Below are 17,331 nucleotides of genomic sequence, written 5' to 3'. Positions count from 1 at the left end.
AAATGGAGTATGTGGAATATCTTCAAAAAAGACACGAGTTAATGGACGGGGAAAGGCAAATCGGAGAAAAGAAGCAATATCAAAATAGACTCGAAAATCTAGAGCTAGTGATTCACAAAGCTTACAGCGTCATATGAAAAATTCTTTTTAGATAGTGAGTATTGTTCTTTTCGAACCTATCTATGAAATCATCTGGTTTGCTTTTCGATGAAAACGTAGTAAATAACACCAAAAATCGCAACGTAATCGTCGCCATTTTTCTTTTGAAATAACATTATTAATTTTTTCATTAGATGTTATCTATAGACTTTTCAAGTAATACAAATAAACACAACGATTGAAATAGAGGTTTATATTTTCAACATCCTAAGGTTGGAATGCTTGGTTTACAGATGACACATCTTTAGAGATAAACCCAGATGGAACTGGTGAAATACGATTGAGGTGGACAAATTTCGGTAGTGAAAATGTAAATATTGAAGATGGGGGAAAAATACCTGAGGCAACTCCAGACAAAAAATTTGTCTTTCAATGGTCACCAGGAGAACAAAATTCAACAGTAACTTTTAAACTTGAGCCTTATAAAGACGGTACATTAGTAGTTCTTAATGAGACGGGCTATACAAATTCAGAAAAAATTTAAGAGCCTGTATTGGATGTACAGTGGTTGGGGAGAGGCTTTAACACTTTTAATGATATACTTAGAGTATGGAATTGTGTATAAAACAGGATTTATAATTCTCCAAGTTTTGGGGGTATGGAGTCTTTGAAAAGTAATGTACATAAAGGTGATTGTGATAACAACCCCATTCTTATTCAACAAAAGGGTGCAATTGTGAAGGATCAACAAGAAAAATAATTTATAGATCTGATCCCTTAGTTAAGTTGGACCAAAATTCCGACCAAAATTGGACCAAAATAATTTAAAATGATAATAAATATCTTGAAAAGCAATAAATTAAAAAAGCTGATATAACAGCATTTTTTACATATTTTGAAATAAAAAAAGGGGAGGGATATGTTCCGTACACAAGTTCATCCTTGGGAACGTGAACAATACATGAGCATGTATTAAAAGCCAAACCCCTTGACACCATTGGTGTTAAGGGGTTTTTGTTTTGTGGGTGAAATTTAATTCATACCTTGATAAAGATCTTCATCCACAAAACACCCACAATAAATTCAAAAAAATTATTCGAGAACACGTTTCATGTGATCCTCGAACTTACCCATAGTGTCTTGTTCGATTTTCTTAGATATATGTGCATATACAACTGAAGTAACCTGAATACTACCATGGCCTAATCGTTCCTGTACGTATTTCATATCTGCTCCGGCTTCCAGTAAGAGGAAGGCGTGTGTATGTCTCGTTGAGTGAATAGGGAGGGGATCAATACTCGCTCTCTTCAATATACGTGAAAAGGAATTAAATAAACTCGATTTTGGCATATAGTTCCCATCGTTTCTACAAAATGGCTATCTACGCAGCAGAAGCGTGTTCTGCCAAAAAGCGCTGTTGGACAGGAGATTACGTATTGCCGCAACCAGTGGGATAAGCTAGAGGCGTTTTTGTTGGATGGGCGTTTGGAAATAGATAATAATCGCAGTGAACGTTTGATTAAACCCTTTGTAATTGGTCGGAAAAATTGGCTCTTCGCCAATACATCACGTTGGTGCTAAAGTTAGTGCAATAATTGAATCCGCTAAAGAAAATGGGCTAAACCCTTTCCCTTATCTCAGTTATCTGTTTGAACAACTTCCTTATGTAGAAACACAGGATCCAGACATCATAGACCGTTTACTTCCCTGGTCGACGACACTACTCGTTCATTGTAGAGTTCCAAATAAAAACTAGTATACTTCAGTCCTCATCTTGTTAATAGGTGGGGGCTGTTATATGCTTACTTATAAAACGTCAGTTACTTATTTGTTACCGAGTTGTTCCGCCAAACCGATTAAAAGTCCTTCGGTTCCACGAATGTAGCAGAGCCGATACGAGTCCTCGTACTGAACCACTTCGCCAACGAGCTGAGCACCATACTTAGTAAGTCTAGATACCATTTCGTCAATGTCTTCAACGGTGAACATGACGCGTAGATAACCGAGGGCGTTTACAGGAGCAGTCCGGTGATCTGATATAGTAGGTGGGGTGAGAAATCGCGAAAGTTCAAGTCGGCTGTGGCCATCTGGGGTAACCATCATAGCAATCTCTACACACTGAGAACCCAGTCCGGTTACGCGACCAGCCCATTCACCTTCTACAGTGGCTCGCCCTTCGAGCTTCAAGCCAATCTCCTCGAAGAAAGGGATTGCGTCATCAAGGGATTTTACAACGATCCCGACATTGTCCATTCTTAGTAATTTGTTTTTTGCCATAGTTTTATCTCCTCGTATGTGTACAAATTTATTACCTCATAATTATTCTGTTCAAGAACTTCAAATTCCTCTATTGATTCTAGGTGGGAAGTATTTTAGGCTTACCTTTTTCCAAATTAATCTTTTGGACAGGCGGGATTCCATTTTAGGTAGCTAAAGTGATATCCTAGTCTTGCTCCTGAAGAGGGGAATGTATATGCAGAAGCAGGAGATGGCGATAGTTTAAGAGGGGGAAGCAAGGCGGCTGACCTATAAAGAGGAATTAGCCCACTTGTTTACTTCCGAATTGAAGACAAGACCCCGTTCAATGACAGCTGAACAAATGAAACAAATAAAAGGACTATTACATCAGCAAACCCTGCAAATCCTTAATTAGCATCATTTTTGGGAACACTTCTTCTTATTTCCAAAAAAAACCACACCTTAACGTGTGGTTTAATCTGAAGATTAAAAATTGTGTTGTTGTTGAAGCTGTTGTGCACACTGTTGAGCAAGTTGCTGAATTTGTTGAAGTTGTTGGGTAGACGTTCTCTAGGAAAATTGCAAGTTCTTCTTCTGAATCAAATTTAATACCTGTAACATCTTCGGGTATATTTTCTGTAGGTGCATCTTTCAGGCCATATTTATCAGAAAGTTCCTCAGCTGTAGAATCCACCGTTGTCATTCTTTCTAGATTGGTTTCTTCAATTAAAATGGTTTTAATTTTTTTTATGTGTATGCACATATAATATTTCATTTGTAGATATAGCAATTTCAAATAGAATATCGTTTTAGTTTTGTCTTTTCTAAAGATAGCGACCATTAATCTGGTTTCTTCCTTTATTATTCGCATTATTTTGAAAACAAGCAGGCCAAAAAACCTGTTTTCCACTAATCATTAACATGCACTCTTTCTCCTGTTCAATTAATATTAAGTGTAGATGGCGAACTCATTGGAAACAGTTTTCCTGGATTCAAGATATGGTTTGGATCTAGTAATCTTTTTAGGTCCATCATTACATCGAGAGCATTTCCATGCTCTGTCCGCTGATACCTTATTTTTCCTAGACCTACACCGTGTTCCCCTGTACATGTGCCTCCATGTTGTAAGGCGAATTCTACGATAGCCTTGTTGATCTCATGTGCTTTCTTCCTATCATTGGGGTCATCAGGATCGATAACTAGAAGCGTATGGTAATTTCCATCTCCGATGTGGCCAATAACTGCACCATCTATATCGGCCTCTTCCATTTTCTTTCTGGCATGTTCAATGGAATCTGCAAGGCATGAGAGAGGAACACAGACATCCGTTCCTTCAATATGCTTCCCAGGAGATCCATGCCGAAATGCATAGGATAGGTGATGTCGTGCCTTCCACAGTTTTTTTCTTTCTTTAGAGTCTGACTCGTAAATAAAATCCACACATGCTTGTTCTTCCGCTATAAGTCTGGTAAACGCTGTTTCCTGCTCTAATCCGTTGTCGTTACCATGAAATTCTAAGAAAAGAGTGGGCATGACTGGATAGTCTGTCTCTTGAAATCGATTCATCTGTAAGATGGAGCGTGAATCGACCAATTCCATTTTAGCAATGGGAATGCCAGCAGTTAATATGGAGGTTGCAGTATTTAGGGCTTGTTTTACAGTAGGAAAGGCGGCTCTGGCCGCCATCACACATTCTGGAATACCATAAACTTTCAATGTGAGTTCCGTAAATACGCCTAACGTTCCCTCTGATCCCGTAAACAGCCCATTCAAATGGTAACCAGACGAAGATTTTACAGCTTGGCCTCCAGTATGAATTGTACGCCCATCCGCTAAAACAACCTCTAGATCTCGTACCTGGTCACGCATGATCCCATAGCGTACGGCCGTTGTACCGCTCGCGTTTGTGGCAGCCATTCCTCCTAAGGTTGCATCAGCTCCAGGATCTACAGAAAAGAATAAGCCATATTTTTTCAGTTCTTTATTTAACTGCAACCGGGTCACTCCCGGTTGTACTTTCACACAAAAATCAGAAGGATAAATCTCTAAGATTCGATTCATTAAAGCAAAATCCAGGGTGATTCCTCCCTGAACGGGGATGGCGTGCCCTTCCAGTCCAGACCCTGCTCCAAATGGAACAACAGGAATTCTGTGTTCATTTGCAAACGATAGAATTCGGCTAACGTCGTTAGAGCTTTTGGGGAAAACCACAACATCCGGAAGATGCGGTTCATGGAAAGACTCATCTTGGCTATGTTGTTGAAGAATCGTCAGGTTCTGTGTGACTTGATCAGAAGAAAGAATCTTGGTTAGCTCCTCTGCAAGAATCATTCCCAGCCCTCCTTTAGTGGATTGATACGCAAAAGTAAATTTGTGAATATACTGAAAATTCTGTTTACACCTATAGTAGCACACTATATAATTTTCTGTATACAGGATTTGGTATACAGAACTTAAAATGGATGAGGAGGAATGAACTTGAACAAATGGCGATTGAAAACGGTGGGAATGTGTGGAACAGCAATCTTAGTATTGAGTTTACTCAATGCCTGTGCTCCACCAAAAGGCGCGGATCAAGCATCATCGAGTAAATCATCCGGTTCAAAAGAGGAGATTAAAATTGGCTTCGTTTCACAGCTTTCTGGCGGCGGGGCATTGTACGGGAAACAAATGGAAAATGGGGCCAAGTTAGCAGTGGATGAGATTAATAAGAAGGGAGGCATTTTGGGGAAAAAAATAAAGCTCATTATCCAGGATGATCAGGCCAATCCAAGTGAATCCGTAAAGGTGACCCAACGGTTAGTGACAGAGGATCGCATTAATGCATGGATTGGAACCCTGAAGAGTTCGGATACCTTAACGGATATCGGAATTACCTCCAAACAAGACATTCCTAGTTTTGTCCCTGTGGCGGTTGCAAACTCCATAACAGAATCAGACTATACCAACGTCTACCGAAATGTAGCCAACAACTCCATGCAGGCCAAGATGTTCGTAGACTACATATTAAAGAAACAGCCGCATAAAAAGCTTGCCATCATTGCTGAAAATACAGATTACGGAAGAGGGCTGTCTGAAGATTTTAAAAGCTTCTTTGAAAAAGGTGGCGGGGAAATCGTTAACGTTGAATATTACAACGTTGGGCAAAAGGAATTTAACGACCAATTGACAAAAATTAAGGGCGAGAAACCAGACGGGATTGTCATCAGTGGACTTGTCGCCGAAGGTGCTCTTGTTTTAAAACAGGCCCAGGATTTGGGTATGAAAACCCAGTGGTATAGCTTTGGTGGTTTTAGTGGAGCGGCGCCTATTAAGTTAGCCGGAAAAGCGGCAGACGGTATGATTCATACCGAGTATTTCACGCCCATTAAAGGGGACAAAAAGATTGAGACGTTTGTAAATGCTTATAAAACCAAATTTGGTGACAAACCCGATGCTTATTATTCCGCTGCAACTTATGATGCGGTAAACCTATATGCAGAAGGAGTTAAAAAGGCAAAGACATTAGATAACAAAAAAGTGAATGACGCACTTCACTCCATCAGTAATTATCAGGGTGTCATGGGAAGCATCTCGTTCCAGGAAGACGGACAAGCCACCACAAAAGTTTGGATGGCACAAATCAAAGATGGTGCACAAACGGTTATTTTCCGTCCAGAATAAATTACTTTTACAGGAGGCAAGGATGGTTGAATTTGCGCAGACTCTTGTTAATGGGCTCGTTTTAGGAGCCTTGTATTCACTGGTTGCATTGGGATTAACATTGATTTATGGAGTGATGGGATTAGCCAATTTTGCGCAAGGGGAATTTGCGATGATAGGAGGATTTAGCGCTTTTTTCCTTGTTCAAGAAGGTGTGTCCTATCCGCTGGCCGTAGTCATCGGTTTTGCAGTGGCAGGAATCATAGGACTGCTCGTACATCTTTTAGCGTTTTATCCACTGCGGCAAAGCAATCATATTAATATGATGCTTAGTTCATTAGGGGTTTCTCTTTTCCTGGTCAATCTTGCCCAATATCTATTCTCCCCTAACCCTCAGGTCGTAAAAAGCCCTTTATCTGGAGAAAGCTTTAACCTGGGAGGCATCTTTATTTCGCAGCAGCGGGTTTTAATTGTGGTTATTAGCTTTATTCTGTGTTTGGCAACGTTCCTATTGTTAAAACATACAAAATTCGGGCGTTCCGTTCAAGCCGCTTCTCTTGATCCTGATACAGCGACACTTTATGGGGTCCCAACGAAACGAATATCCTTCATGACCTTCATATTGGGAGTGGCGTTGACGGGCATCGCCGGCGCATTGCTTGCTCCTGTTTATAATGTGTATCCCACCATGGGAATTTCCCTTACTTTAAAGGCATTCGTGGTAGTGGTTCTTGGAGGGATGGGAAATGTCTCAGGTGCGATCGCCGGAGGAGTTATTGTAGGGCTGATTGAGAGCTTTGCCGGGGGCTACATTTCGACCGGTTTTCAGGATGCCATCGTGTTTACGGTTTTATTTGTAGTCCTAATTTTAAAACCTCAAGGGATTCTTACCAAAGTGCAGGGGGAGAAGGTATGAATCGAAACCGGATCCTGTTTTGGACGTGTATTCTTGTAGGAATGATCTGTATCCTATCTAGCTTGTATTTGCAAAACCTTTATATTTTGCGCGTAGCGGTTTTTGCAGTCATTGCGGCCATGCTAGCGGTAAGTGTGAACCTTCTGGTGGGTTATACAGGTCAGGTCTCACTCGGACAAGCTGGGTTTTATGGCATAGGTGCTTACACGGTCGGCCTTTTGACCACACAATGGCACTGGTCCTTTTGGCTGGCCTTGTTAGCTGCTTTCATTTTGACAAGTCTTACCGGGTTAATTCTAGGATTGCCTACCACGCAGCTTAAAGGGCACTTCCTGGGGATAGCAACACTTGGTTTTGGGATTATTGTCAATGTGATTTTTAACAACTGGACATCGTTAACGGGTGGACCCAACGGAATAAGAGGAATAGCTCCACCGGAGTTGTTCGGTATTTCATTACAGTATGAGAACTACTTTTTAGGTTTTTCCCTTTTTTGTTTAATGGTGGTTGTGTTAATGGTTCATCTCGTGGTTAATTCAGCCATCGGGAGAGCGTGGAAATGTATTCGGCACGATGAAATATCTGCACAAGTGAGCGGGATCAATGTTTACGGTTATAAACTCATGGCGTTTTCCTTAAGTGGGGGGATTGCTGGGATAGCAGGCGGTCTTTATGCGGGATTCATGACCTTTATCAGTCCGGAAACGTTTGATTTAAACCAATCCATTACCATTATCACGACGGCCATTCTCGGGGGGCCAGGTACGTTGTTTGGTCCATTAGTGGGAGCAGGGGTATTGACCGTTCTTAGTGAATCTCTGAGGGCTTTAAACGAACTTCGCCTCATCATATACAGAGCGATTCTTGTAACTGTTATCGTTTTCCTTCCAGAAGGAATCTATCCCTTTATCAGTAAGAAATTGAGAAAAAGGGGTATTGCGTCCCAACTAAAGTTAAAGGACCGTAGGAGGGAATTGGATGAGCAAGATTTTAGTCAAAGCTGAACAGGTATCTGTAAAATTTGGTGGACTCTGGGCGGTTAAAAAAGTGGATGTGGACGTAAAAGCGGGTGAGATTCTAGGAATTATCGGTCCCAACGGAGCAGGGAAGTCCACATTGTTGAATGTATTGACTGGCCTGCAGCGGCCATCGGCGGGACAGATCCAAATAGATAACGGATATGTTTCCAAGAAGGACGCCTGGCAAATGGTGAAAATGGGGATCGGCCGCAGTTTTCAAACCATTCGTCTTCTCAACGAATTGACAGTGATCGAAAATTTATTAATCGGAGGCCATTTATATACGAAACGGGGATTACTTGACGTTTTGGGTAGGACGGTTCGATGGAGAAAAACGGAACAGCAAATCACCAATAAAGCAATGGAACTTCTGCAGCTGCTGGGGATTGGGCATAAAGCGCAGGAAGAAATAAGTGCCCTTTCCTTGGAGGAGAGAAGAAGGGTTGAGATTGCGAGGGCTCTTATGACCCGCCCGAAAGTTCTTTTGCTCGATGAACCGGGCGCAGGATTTAGTCCGCAGGAATCCGATCAATTATGCGAACTTATTCTCTCCATTCGAAATCGTGGGATCTCTGTTGTTCTCGTTGAACACAATATGAAGGTCATTATGTCATTAGCTGATCGAATCATCGTGCTCGACCACGGACAAAAAATTGCAGATGGCACACCGAAGGAGATTTCTGAAGATGAGTTGGTCATTCGGGCTTATTTAGGAGGGGAAGACCATGCTTGAGATCCAAGGATTACGGAGCGGTTATGGCGATATTACTGTGTTGCAGGGTGTTAGCTTGAATGTAAACTCAGGGGAAATCGTGGGGATTTTAGGAGCTAATGGGGTGGGTAAAACCACCTTATTAAAAACCATTTCCAATTTAATAAAAACACGCGCCGGAACGATAAACTATCAGGGAAAAAACTTAACGCATGTCCCGCCATCTAAACTGCTCAATCTTGGGATTGCCCATGTTCCTCAGGGAAGGAACATTTTCTCTAAGATGACAGTGGCCGAGAATCTTCACGTCGGTTTGGACAATGTAAAAAAAAGAGTCAACCCGCAAGAACAGCTGGATTATGCCTTAGCGTTATTTCCTAAGCTTAAGGAACGATGGAATCAACTCGGTGGAACGTTAAGCGGGGGAGAGCAGCAGATGCTGGCGATCGCGCGAGCACTCGTGACAAAACCCAGCTTGTTGATCCTAGATGAACCGTCGATGGGCTTAGCTCCTATCATTGTCAGATCCGTATTTAACGCGGTAAAGAAAATTGCACAAGACGGGACTACGATATTATTGGTGGAGCAAAATGCTGTGGCAGCTTTAAATGTAATTGATCGGCTTTATGTCATGGATATGGGAAGAATGGTTTATGAATCCCAAGAAATGAATGATAACGAATTAGAGAAAATCAAAGAGGTTTATCTAGGTGCAGGGTAATTACAAGTGTTGAAGTCGACTGACGATAAGCAGGGAAGGACAGGAGTGAGACAATATGCTGAAAAAATTAACTCAATCAGAAACATTGGCAGAACAGGCATATCGTGAAATCAAGCAGGCCATCATCGAAGGGAGGTTTTCTCCAGGTGAACATTTACCCGAGGAAGCGATCGCTTCGATGTTAGGTATTAGCAGGACTCCTCTAAAAAAAGCCATTGAAAAACTATCATATGAAGGTTTAGTAGATTTGCGCTCCGGAAAGATCGCTCGAGTGGCGGAGTACACCCCCAATGATATCGAAAACTTTCTGCAGCTGCGTGTGCTGTTGGAGCCCTTCAATGTTGAACAGATTGTGAGAATACCAATCTCGGAGGAGAAGATGAGCGAGCTTGTTGAATTGGTGGAAGAACAGAAAAAAGCCATTGAAGATAACGATTTGTACCAATTTATTCAGCTAGATGCCGAATTTCACCTTTCATTAGCGAAGCTGAATCCAAATCAAAAACTCCAGCAATTTATTGAACAACTGAACAATAACCTCCATCGCCGGTATCTAATACTGTCAAAAACATTGGAGTATGGTTCCAAAACGGCATACGAAGAACATGTATCCATTTTAAAGGCTCTTCAAAAAGGAAATCCAGAGGAAGCGGGTAGAGCGATGAAAACACATATCCAGAACGTTGAAAACAGGATAAGAGGGTATCAAGCTTCCTCTTTACACTGAGTTAAGTTGGAGGTTCGGCATGAAACATCTGGTGAATAAAAGGGTAAAAAAGTTAGAGGTCACAGGTATACGAAAATTTTCGAACATGTTAGTGGATTACCCCGAAGCCATTAATTTAACGCTTGGACAGCCAGACTTTCATACACCAGACCATATTAAGAACATAGGAATATCCGCCATTATCGAAAATAAAACGGATTATACATTGAACGCCGGATTGCTTGAGCTGAGAACAGCCGTAAGTAATATGATGTATGATAAGTACAGGCTAGCCTACAACCCTGAAAACGAGATCATTATAACGAATGGAGCGAGTGAGGCGATCGATACGGCTTTCCGTACCATACTAGAAGAAGGCTGTGAAGTCATCTTGCCTGCGCCGAGTTATCCAGGATATGAGCCGTTAATCGAACTTTGTGGGGCCGTACCCGTTTATCTAGATACGAGTAGAAACGGATTTTTACTGACTGCAGAGATGATAGAAAAACATATAACAAAGAAAACCCGATGTATCGTGTTAACCTATCCATCAAACCCCACAGGGAAATTAATAGGTGAGGGAGAGCTCGAAAAGATCGCGAGGCTTCTTATCGAAAAAGAAATTTTTGTCATTTCAGATGAAATCTACAGCGAACTGGTTTATGACGGAAGCCATCATTCCATTGCTTCGTATTCTAGTTTACGTGCCAAAACCATTGTAGTGAACGGTATATCCAAATCTCATTCCATGACCGGTTGGCGAATCGGCTACGTCTGTGCACCCTCGTACCTGGCGGAGGAAATGTTGAAAGTTCATATGTATAATTCCGTTTGTGCTAGTTCTATTAGTCAATACGCTGCCATTGAAGCGTTAACTAATGGAACGAACGATCCATTGGAAATGAGAAAGGAATACAAAAAGCGGAGAGATTACATGTATGAGCGGCTGGTTAATATGGGGTTTGATGTCGTTAAACCAGACGGTGCCTTTTACCTCTTTCCTTCTATTAAAAAGTGGAACATGAAATCGTTTGATTTCGCCATGCAGTTGCTTCGATCTGAGGGAGTGGGGGTGGTGCCTGGTGATGCATTTACACCTTTCGGAGAAGGTTTCATCCGAATCTCTTTTGCCAATTCTCTTCAACAGTTAGAAGAAGGATTAAATAGGATAGAAAGGTTTGTTAAAAATAAAAAAATCAATAGGGCTAATATTCCGAAAGGGCTAGTTCCTAAAAACCGTATCGAATAGGAACAACCAACAGGAGCTGTTTTCATTAACCATAAAAATGTAAACATCTCCTGTTTTGAGTGTAGGGAGGATTAAACAAGCAAATACTTGATAAATCGCTTTTAAAGCGATGTTAACAACCTTTTTTCTTCCCTTCTTCCTCTTTGGCAGCTGGAGGAGTTTCCCGTTTTACGGGCGGATATTTACTTAGAGAAAAAAAGGGGGCAGCAAGTAAATAGGGAAATTACAAGGTGTAGGCTTTGCTCTTTTTACTGTGTTATGCTTGGGAATTGGAATCGTTATTAGACATTCCAAAGTAAAAATTTCTTTGTTATTTATCTTTTACTCTTCTTAAATAACTGATGTGATCCAAATGAATGAATACATAAGGATTCCTTAGCGGGTGTCTTTTTTAATGTCAGGTATATCAAGTACTATTGGTTTGTACAGGATGAGAAAGTGATTAAAATCCGAAAATGTACTAGCGTTGATTGCTGACGTTGAAACAAAAGGCAATAGTGCTGATACCGAATACAAAAATTTTGTGTTTCATCATAATTTGGCAAGGAAAGGAACATTCAATGTTTTTAGCTAAGTCGATCACGATATCTTCTCCCGTTTAAACAGCGGTGAATCGCAACATAGACATAGATGATCTATTTGCAACCAAATGATTAATTAAGATATTCCTTGGAATCCAAATCGGCTGGAACAACGGATGGGTCGGATTCATCGTATTGGCCAACGATGCTGTAAGGTTTATTATTGTGACAAATTCACCAGCAGACATTTTGCAAGCCATTCGTTACGATGATTACACTGAGATTGAGCATTTGGTTTATGTTTATGTGGTAAATGAAAACAAGGTTACTGAAGAATTTCAATTAGTGAAAACATATAGGCTACTCTAGGATTCTTTATCTTTCCGTTTATATTGATTAGCTTCCTATTTACCTATTATTTTACTCGCAACAAATGGAGGCATTAATTATGGAGAATTTCTATTGAGAGAAGAGATGGTAAAAATATTGGTTTCAGGTTCTGTGAAACATGATTATTGGGTCAAAAATATACTACTATGCACTATTTCTCTGTTGAAAAGGAGCTGTATTATATGAAAGTGGTGGAATGGTTCAGTTAAAGGATGAAAAATTGACCACCAAACTGACCACTTTTTGACCACCTGAGCTTCAACTTTAATGTATTTAAATATGTGCTTACTTTGCAATAGTGTTGATTTCATGCGGGTTTTAGTCATCATCAAGCATAGAAAGACACGCAGTATATGTTCCGCACACAAGTTCACCCTTGGGAACGTGAACAATATATGTCCATGTATTAAGACTAAAAAAACCCCTTGACACCATTGGTGTTAAGGGGTTTTTGTTTTCATATGTTTTACTTTGCGTGCCAATGGCACTTTGAGTGAAACTGCTGGGCTTTACATAGGGTAGGGGGGTATAGTATTATGTAAAAAAGGAGGTGACACCCCATGGAACTTAACACTTCAGAAGAACTAGAAGAAAGCTGTTGTGCCCATGAAGAACGTAAAAGTCATCATTCTGATAAAGTAAAAAATAATTTAACAACACGCTTAAATCGTATTGAAGGACAGATTCGCGGCGTAAAAGGGTTAATTGAGCGTGACACCTATTGTGATGACGTACTTACTCAATTATCTGCTATACAATCTGCGCTAAATAGTGTCGGAAAAATATTGCTAGAAGGTCATCTGAAAAGTTGTGTGTTAGAGCGAATTCAAGAAGGCGATGATGCAGTGCTGGATGAGTTTCTTGTCACGGTTAAAAAATTAATGAAATAAGAAAAGTGAGGTAAATAAAATGGAAAAGAAAACGTTGAAGGTTAAAGGGATGTCTTGCAATCATTGTGTGAATGCTATTGAAGGAAACGTGGGTAAACTGGCTGGTGTAACCGAAGTAAAGGTTAACTTAAGCGAAGGAAAAGTAGATGTTACGTTCGATTCAAATAAAGTTTCCTTAGAAAAAATTAAAGAAACAATCGATGACCAAGGATACGATGTGGCCTAAGATAAACTTGCGTGCTGTTTAGCACGCTATCTTTTGAATCTAAATATACCCTATATAGGTATATAGGAGGTAAAGGAATGGAATCTGCAAAATCAAAAGAAACCAACTTGCAAATCACGGGTATGACCTGTGCTGCTTGTGCGATTCGTATTGAAAAAGGGTTGAATAAACTAGAGGGTGTTAACCAAGCTAATGTGAATCTTGCACTAGAAAAATCGACCGTCTCTTATGATCCAACGGTTATTACAGTATCCGACTTGCAAAAAAAGATAGAGGATTTAGGTTACGGGACGGTCTCAGAGAAAACAGAATTTAATATCTCTGGAATGACGTGCGCAGCATGCTCCACCCGAATCGAGAAAGGATTAAATAAGCTTCCCGGTGTAAACAGAGCGAATGTGAATTTAGCTTTGGAAACCGCAGCGGTTGAATACAATCCGGGTGAAGTGTCGATTGCTGACATGGTGAAAAAGGTTCAAAATTTAGGTTACGATGCAAGCCTTAAAAAGGAAAATGATCAGGAACAAGGGGATCATCGTGCACTAGAGATTGAAAAACAAAAAGGGAAGTTCATATTCTCTCTTATATTATCGATCCCTTTACTTTGGGCGATGGTCTCTCACTTTGAATTTACATCCTTTATCTACATGCCTGAGATGTTTATGAATCCATGGGTCCAGCTGGCACTGGCAACTCCTGTACAATTTGTTGTCGGTAAACAATTTTATATTGGAGCGTATAAAGCGTTAAGAAATAAAAGTGCCAATATGGATGTGCTTGTAGCATTAGGCACTTCAGCCGCCTATTTTTATAGTCTGTATCTCTCCGTTCTCTCAATGGGTTCCAATGGAGTAATGGTTGAGCTCTATTTTGAAACTTCTGCTGTGTTAATCACGCTAATTTTACTCGGAAAGCTCTTTGAAGCAAAAGCAAAAGGACGATCGTCTGAAGCCATCAAAAAGTTAATGGGTTTACAGGCTAAAACAGCGATTGTCGTTCGAAACGGGGAAGAAAAAGAAATTCCCATTGAAGAAGTAGAAGTGGGTGATGTGGTTTATATCAAACCCGGCGAAAAAGTTCCTGTGGATGGTGAAATTATTGAGGGACGTTCAGCTTTGGATGAATCAATGCTCACAGGTGAAAGTGTACCGATCGATAAAACGGTGGGAGATTCCGTGAATGGGGCCACTATCAATAAGAACGGTTTCTTAAAAATCAAAGCTATCAAAGTGGGCCGCGATACAGCATTGGCCCAAATTATCAAGGTGGTAGAAGAGGCTCAGGGGTCAAAAGCGCCGATTCAACGCTTAGCGGATAAGATCTCAGGGGTTTTCGTACCCATCGTGGTGGGAATTGCTGTTTTAACTTTCTTGATTTGGTACCTATGGGTAAGCCCAGGGGATTTTGCTGCAGCTCTTGAAAAACTTATAGCCGTACTCGTTATTGCTTGTCCTTGTGCCTTGGGTTTAGCTACGCCAACATCCATAATGGCCGGATCAGGTCGTTCGGCCGAATATGGGATATTGTTTAAGGGCGGGGAACATTTAGAAACAACTCACAGGATTGATACGATCATATTAGATAAAACAGGAACCGTGACCAATGGGACACCAGAATTAACCGATGTTATCCTAATGCAGCCGTTTACAGAAGAAGAAGTCCTAAAATTAGTGGGTGCTGCAGAGAAAAATTCAGAACATCCTCTGGCTCAAGCCATCGTACAAGGAATTCAGGAGAAAGGAATACAACTGCCTTCATCCAGTGAATTCGATGCGATCCCAGGATATGGCATTCAAGCTGTTGTTGACGATAAAAAGATATTCATCGGTACACGTAAATTGATGAAAGAAAACAACATCACCATTCACGACGCAGATACGGCCATGGAAGAACTCGAGCGGAATGGAAAAACGGCGATGATGATTGCAATTGAAAACAACTATGCGGGGATTATCGCTGTAGCTGATACCATCAAAGATACTTCTCAGCGAGCTGTTTCTCGTTTGAAGAGTATGGGTCTCAAGGTCATCATGATTACTGGTGACAATCAACAGACAGCGGACGCTATTGCACAAGAGGTGGGAATACACCATGTCATTGCTGAAATTTTACCGGAAGGAAAAGCGGAAGAAGTGAAAAAGCTGCAGCAACAAGGCAAAACGGTGGCTATGGTAGGAGACGGCATTAATGATGCGCCGGCTCTTGCCCTTGCAGATATCGGAATGGCCATCGGAACCGGGACCGATGTGGCGATGGAAGCTGCCGATGTCACGTTAATAAGGGGCGATCTGAACAGTATAGCGGATGCCATTTATATGAGTAAGAAAACGATTCGAAACATCAAACAAAATCTGTTCTGGGCGTTTGGCTACAACGTGTTGGGTATACCTGTTGCAGCTCTTGGATTTTTAGCACCATGGCTTGCGGGAGCAGCGATGGCCTTTAGCTCCGTTTCGGTTGTACTAAACGCATTAAGATTACAAAAAGTGAAATTGTAAAGGGGGCTTTCAGCAGTGCAAAATAATTTCGTCATACGTTGGGCATTATCGGCTGTTATCATCCTTGCACTAGTGATCGGAGGATATTCTGTTTACGCATCATTAGCTGGTAATCCAACAGACAATCATACCGAACACAATTCTTCAAAAGAACCGGGTGAACATGGAAGCCATGAAGAACATAACGATGGGATGCAAACAGAAAGTGAAGTAGACCCTATGATTGTTCATGCAGATGGAAAGATGCGTATTGAGTTAAAAGATAAGGTCGGGGAACCCGTTGACCAACTAGAAGTGAACCATGAGAAAAACATGCATTTGATTATCGTTAGTGAGGATTTAAAACAGTATTACCATTTGCATCCAGAGAAAATAGGAAAAGGGCAATTCCAGGTGGCGAAGAAACTGTCGGACGGTACTTACAAAGCGTTTATCGACATTAAACCGAAAAATAAAGAATACATGGTGAAGCCATTACCGATAGAAGTAGGAACGAATCATGCGCATGATAAAGATGCAACCTTAAAACCAGAAACAACCTTTGCGAAAACAATAGGCGATCATACGGTCACCATGACACCAGACACGTTTAAAGCAAAAGAACCCGTCACATTGAGCTTCTCGTTTAATAAAGGCACCCCACAACCTTATTTAGGGGCGCTTGGCCATGTGGTCATCTTAGATGAAAAAGGAGATAAATACGTTCATGTACATCCTGTTTCAGAGAAGGAAACAAAATTTGAGACCCAATTTGATCAACCAGGCGTGTATAAAATCTGGGCGGAATTTAAATTCAATGGCAAGGTCAATGTATATCCTTTTGTTATTGAAGTGAAGGAAAACATTCACGGTCAGGTGTGACTAAACAAGTATTATTATGCAACGGGGCTGAAGAAACCACGAAAGCGATTAGAAGTGAATCAAAAGGGCTGGGGTTAACAAACGAAATTCATACCACACTGACACTATGTAATGGCCGATGCCAAGATGGTCCAGCGGCAGTTGTTTATCCTGATGGTGACTGGTATAAGAATATGACACGGAATTACAAAGACTAGATGAATTTATCACATATTCCTTTAATGGATATAAATTTGCACCTCAGGTTCAACAAAAGAACGAAAATAATTAAAAGTAAAATGAACCGCTCCATCAGCAGATGGGCGGTTTTTTAACTTTTATCCGTTGGCAAATCCTGATGACCCATCTTGCTGATTATGCCAGAGCCTCTTTTACAGCTCTCAATCATTATGGAGGTCAATGTAAGATGGGTCAGAATATGGGGGAAGGAGTTGTAGATGGCTTCTTAAATGTCTTTGGTAGGAAAACCCAAAAGTCGCTGATCTTTCCATGGCCCTATTTTAAACCAAAGTCGGATGATTTAGGATACCTGTGACAGGTTTGGACTCAAATACTCAAAGGATCGAAAAATTTTGTACTGTCTTACAGGGGTTTTGGCATTACAAATGTAGAAAAGGCTACCTCTTCGAAAGGATAGCCTTTA

The 17,331-nt window shown here is 40.9% G+C and carries 16 protein-coding genes and 4 pseudogenes; 16 read left to right on the top strand and 4 right to left on the bottom strand.

Annotated elements, in window-relative coordinates; all coding sequences use genetic code 11:
- Positions 1 to 2 precede the first annotated feature (2 nt).
- Entirely contained in the window at positions 3 to 137 is a 135-nt protein-coding gene (locus QYF49_RS10025; protein WP_290399469.1) for a hypothetical protein, read from the top strand.
- Between the two features lie 248 nt (positions 138 to 385).
- A pseudogene (locus QYF49_RS10020) lies at positions 386 to 643 on the top strand (SRPBCC domain-containing protein); the annotation flags it as partial.
- A 548-nt stretch (positions 644 to 1,191) separates the two neighbouring features.
- Here QYF49_RS10020 and QYF49_RS10010 read toward each other — a convergent pair.
- Positions 1,192 to 1,473: pseudogene (locus QYF49_RS10010) on the bottom strand (tyrosine-type recombinase/integrase); the annotation flags it as partial.
- Between QYF49_RS10010 and QYF49_RS10005 the strand changes: the two are divergent.
- Positions 1,474 to 1,855, top strand: a pseudogene (locus QYF49_RS10005) (IS66 family transposase); the annotation flags it as partial. It lies immediately after the preceding pseudogene.
- Between the two features lie 68 nt (positions 1,856 to 1,923).
- Here QYF49_RS10005 and QYF49_RS10000 read toward each other — a convergent pair.
- The 3 genes from QYF49_RS10000 to QYF49_RS09990 form a co-directional block, all read right to left on the bottom strand.
- Complete coding sequence (locus QYF49_RS10000) at positions 1,924 to 2,376, bottom strand: VOC family protein (protein WP_290399468.1); 453 nt, start codon at positions 2,374 to 2,376, stop codon at positions 1,924 to 1,926.
- A 400-nt stretch (positions 2,377 to 2,776) separates the two neighbouring features.
- Complete coding sequence (locus QYF49_RS09995; RefSeq protein WP_290399467.1) at positions 2,777 to 3,178, bottom strand: hypothetical protein; 402 nt, start codon at positions 3,176 to 3,178, stop codon at positions 2,777 to 2,779.
- A gap of 98 nt (positions 3,179 to 3,276) precedes the next feature.
- Positions 3,277 to 4,668, bottom strand: a complete 1,392-nt coding sequence (locus QYF49_RS09990) for an FAD-binding oxidoreductase (RefSeq protein ID WP_290399466.1) — start codon at positions 4,666 to 4,668, stop codon at positions 3,277 to 3,279.
- 147 nt (positions 4,669 to 4,815) lie between these two features.
- Between QYF49_RS09990 and QYF49_RS09985 the strand changes: the two genes are divergently transcribed.
- The 13 genes and pseudogenes from QYF49_RS09985 (at position 4,816) to QYF49_RS25745 (ending at position 17,223) form a co-directional block, all read left to right on the top strand.
- The gene (locus QYF49_RS09985) at positions 4,816 to 6,000 is read left to right on the top strand and encodes an ABC transporter substrate-binding protein (protein WP_290399465.1); all 1,185 of its coding nucleotides are present in this window, start codon (positions 4,816 to 4,818) and stop codon (positions 5,998 to 6,000) included.
- A 22-nt stretch (positions 6,001 to 6,022) separates the two neighbouring features.
- Positions 6,023 to 6,895 (top strand): branched-chain amino acid ABC transporter permease, encoded by an 873-nt coding sequence (locus QYF49_RS09980; protein ID WP_290399464.1) that lies wholly within the window; start codon positions 6,023 to 6,025, stop codon positions 6,893 to 6,895.
- A complete protein-coding gene (locus QYF49_RS09975) occupies positions 6,892 to 7,899 on the top strand; it encodes a branched-chain amino acid ABC transporter permease (RefSeq protein ID WP_290399463.1) in 1,008 nt (335 codons plus the stop codon). The genes QYF49_RS09980 and QYF49_RS09975 overlap by 4 nt, the downstream gene beginning before the upstream one ends.
- On the top strand, positions 7,874 to 8,647 hold the full coding sequence (locus QYF49_RS09970; RefSeq protein WP_290399462.1) for an ABC transporter ATP-binding protein: 774 nt from the start codon (positions 7,874 to 7,876) through the stop codon (positions 8,645 to 8,647). The genes QYF49_RS09975 and QYF49_RS09970 overlap by 26 nt, the downstream gene beginning before the upstream one ends.
- A complete protein-coding gene (locus QYF49_RS09965; protein WP_290399461.1) occupies positions 8,640 to 9,347 on the top strand; it encodes an ABC transporter ATP-binding protein in 708 nt (235 codons plus the stop codon). The genes QYF49_RS09970 and QYF49_RS09965 overlap by 8 nt, the downstream gene beginning before the upstream one ends.
- 55 nt (positions 9,348 to 9,402) lie before the next feature.
- Entirely contained in the window at positions 9,403 to 10,074 is a 672-nt protein-coding gene (locus QYF49_RS09960; RefSeq protein ID WP_256227341.1) for a GntR family transcriptional regulator, read from the top strand.
- 19 nt (positions 10,075 to 10,093) lie between these two features.
- The gene (locus QYF49_RS09955; RefSeq protein ID WP_290399460.1) at positions 10,094 to 11,302 is read left to right on the top strand and encodes an aminotransferase A; all 1,209 of its coding nucleotides are present in this window, start codon (positions 10,094 to 10,096) and stop codon (positions 11,300 to 11,302) included.
- Between the two features lie 640 nt (positions 11,303 to 11,942).
- Positions 11,943 to 12,029: pseudogene (locus QYF49_RS26005) on the top strand (helicase-related protein); the annotation flags it as partial.
- Positions 12,030 to 12,773: 744 nt separating this feature from the next.
- Entirely contained in the window at positions 12,774 to 13,103 is a 330-nt protein-coding gene (locus tag QYF49_RS09950) for a metal-sensitive transcriptional regulator (RefSeq protein WP_290399459.1), read from the top strand.
- A 19-nt stretch (positions 13,104 to 13,122) separates the two neighbouring features.
- Complete coding sequence (gene copZ / locus QYF49_RS09945; protein WP_290399458.1) at positions 13,123 to 13,329, top strand: copper chaperone CopZ; 207 nt, start codon at positions 13,123 to 13,125, stop codon at positions 13,327 to 13,329.
- A 77-nt stretch (positions 13,330 to 13,406) separates the two neighbouring features.
- A complete protein-coding gene (locus QYF49_RS09940; RefSeq protein ID WP_290399457.1) occupies positions 13,407 to 15,827 on the top strand; it encodes a heavy metal translocating P-type ATPase in 2,421 nt (806 codons plus the stop codon).
- Between the two features lie 15 nt (positions 15,828 to 15,842).
- On the top strand, positions 15,843 to 16,688 hold the full coding sequence (locus QYF49_RS09935) for a hypothetical protein (protein WP_290399456.1): 846 nt from the start codon (positions 15,843 to 15,845) through the stop codon (positions 16,686 to 16,688).
- Between the two features lie 298 nt (positions 16,689 to 16,986).
- On the top strand, positions 16,987 to 17,223 hold the full coding sequence (locus QYF49_RS25745; protein ID WP_354005821.1) for a GMC oxidoreductase: 237 nt from the start codon (positions 16,987 to 16,989) through the stop codon (positions 17,221 to 17,223).
- Positions 17,224 to 17,331: the final 108 nt, after the last annotated feature.

The organism is Fictibacillus terranigra (genome assembly GCF_030412265.1).
GTDB lineage: Bacteria > Bacillota > Bacilli > Bacillales > Fictibacillaceae > Fictibacillus_C > Fictibacillus_C terrinigri.
This window is presented reverse-complemented; position numbering and strand designations above follow the sequence as displayed.

Excerpts from the sequence above, each read along its gene's own strand:
- copZ (WP_290399458.1), top strand. The coding sequence starts at position 13,123 with ATGGAAAAGAAAACGTTGAAGGTTAAAGGGATGTCTTGCAATCATTGT.
- QYF49_RS09950 (WP_290399459.1), top strand. The coding sequence starts at position 12,774 with ATGGAACTTAACACTTCAGAAGAACTAGAAGAAAGCTGTTGTGCCCAT.
- QYF49_RS09940 (WP_290399457.1), top strand. The coding sequence starts at position 13,407 with ATGGAATCTGCAAAATCAAAAGAAACCAACTTGCAAATCACGGGTATG.
- QYF49_RS09955 (WP_290399460.1), top strand. The coding sequence starts at position 10,094 with ATGAAACATCTGGTGAATAAAAGGGTAAAAAAGTTAGAGGTCACAGGT.
- QYF49_RS09975 (WP_290399463.1), top strand. The coding sequence starts at position 6,892 with ATGAATCGAAACCGGATCCTGTTTTGGACGTGTATTCTTGTAGGAATG.
- QYF49_RS09960 (WP_256227341.1), top strand. The coding sequence starts at position 9,403 with ATGCTGAAAAAATTAACTCAATCAGAAACATTGGCAGAACAGGCATAT.
- QYF49_RS10000 (WP_290399468.1), bottom strand. The coding sequence starts at position 2,376 with ATGGCAAAAAACAAATTACTAAGAATGGACAATGTCGGGATCGTTGTA.
- QYF49_RS25745 (WP_354005821.1), top strand. The coding sequence starts at position 16,987 with ATGGGCGGTTTTTTAACTTTTATCCGTTGGCAAATCCTGATGACCCAT.
- QYF49_RS09970 (WP_290399462.1), top strand. The coding sequence starts at position 7,874 with ATGAGCAAGATTTTAGTCAAAGCTGAACAGGTATCTGTAAAATTTGGT.
- QYF49_RS09965 (WP_290399461.1), top strand. The coding sequence starts at position 8,640 with ATGCTTGAGATCCAAGGATTACGGAGCGGTTATGGCGATATTACTGTG.
- QYF49_RS09980 (WP_290399464.1), top strand. The coding sequence starts at position 6,023 with ATGGTTGAATTTGCGCAGACTCTTGTTAATGGGCTCGTTTTAGGAGCC.
- QYF49_RS10025 (WP_290399469.1), top strand. The coding sequence starts at position 3 with ATGGAGTATGTGGAATATCTTCAAAAAAGACACGAGTTAATGGACGGG.
- QYF49_RS09995 (WP_290399467.1), bottom strand. The coding sequence starts at position 3,178 with ATGGTCGCTATCTTTAGAAAAGACAAAACTAAAACGATATTCTATTTG.
- QYF49_RS09990 (WP_290399466.1), bottom strand. The coding sequence starts at position 4,668 with ATGATTCTTGCAGAGGAGCTAACCAAGATTCTTTCTTCTGATCAAGTC.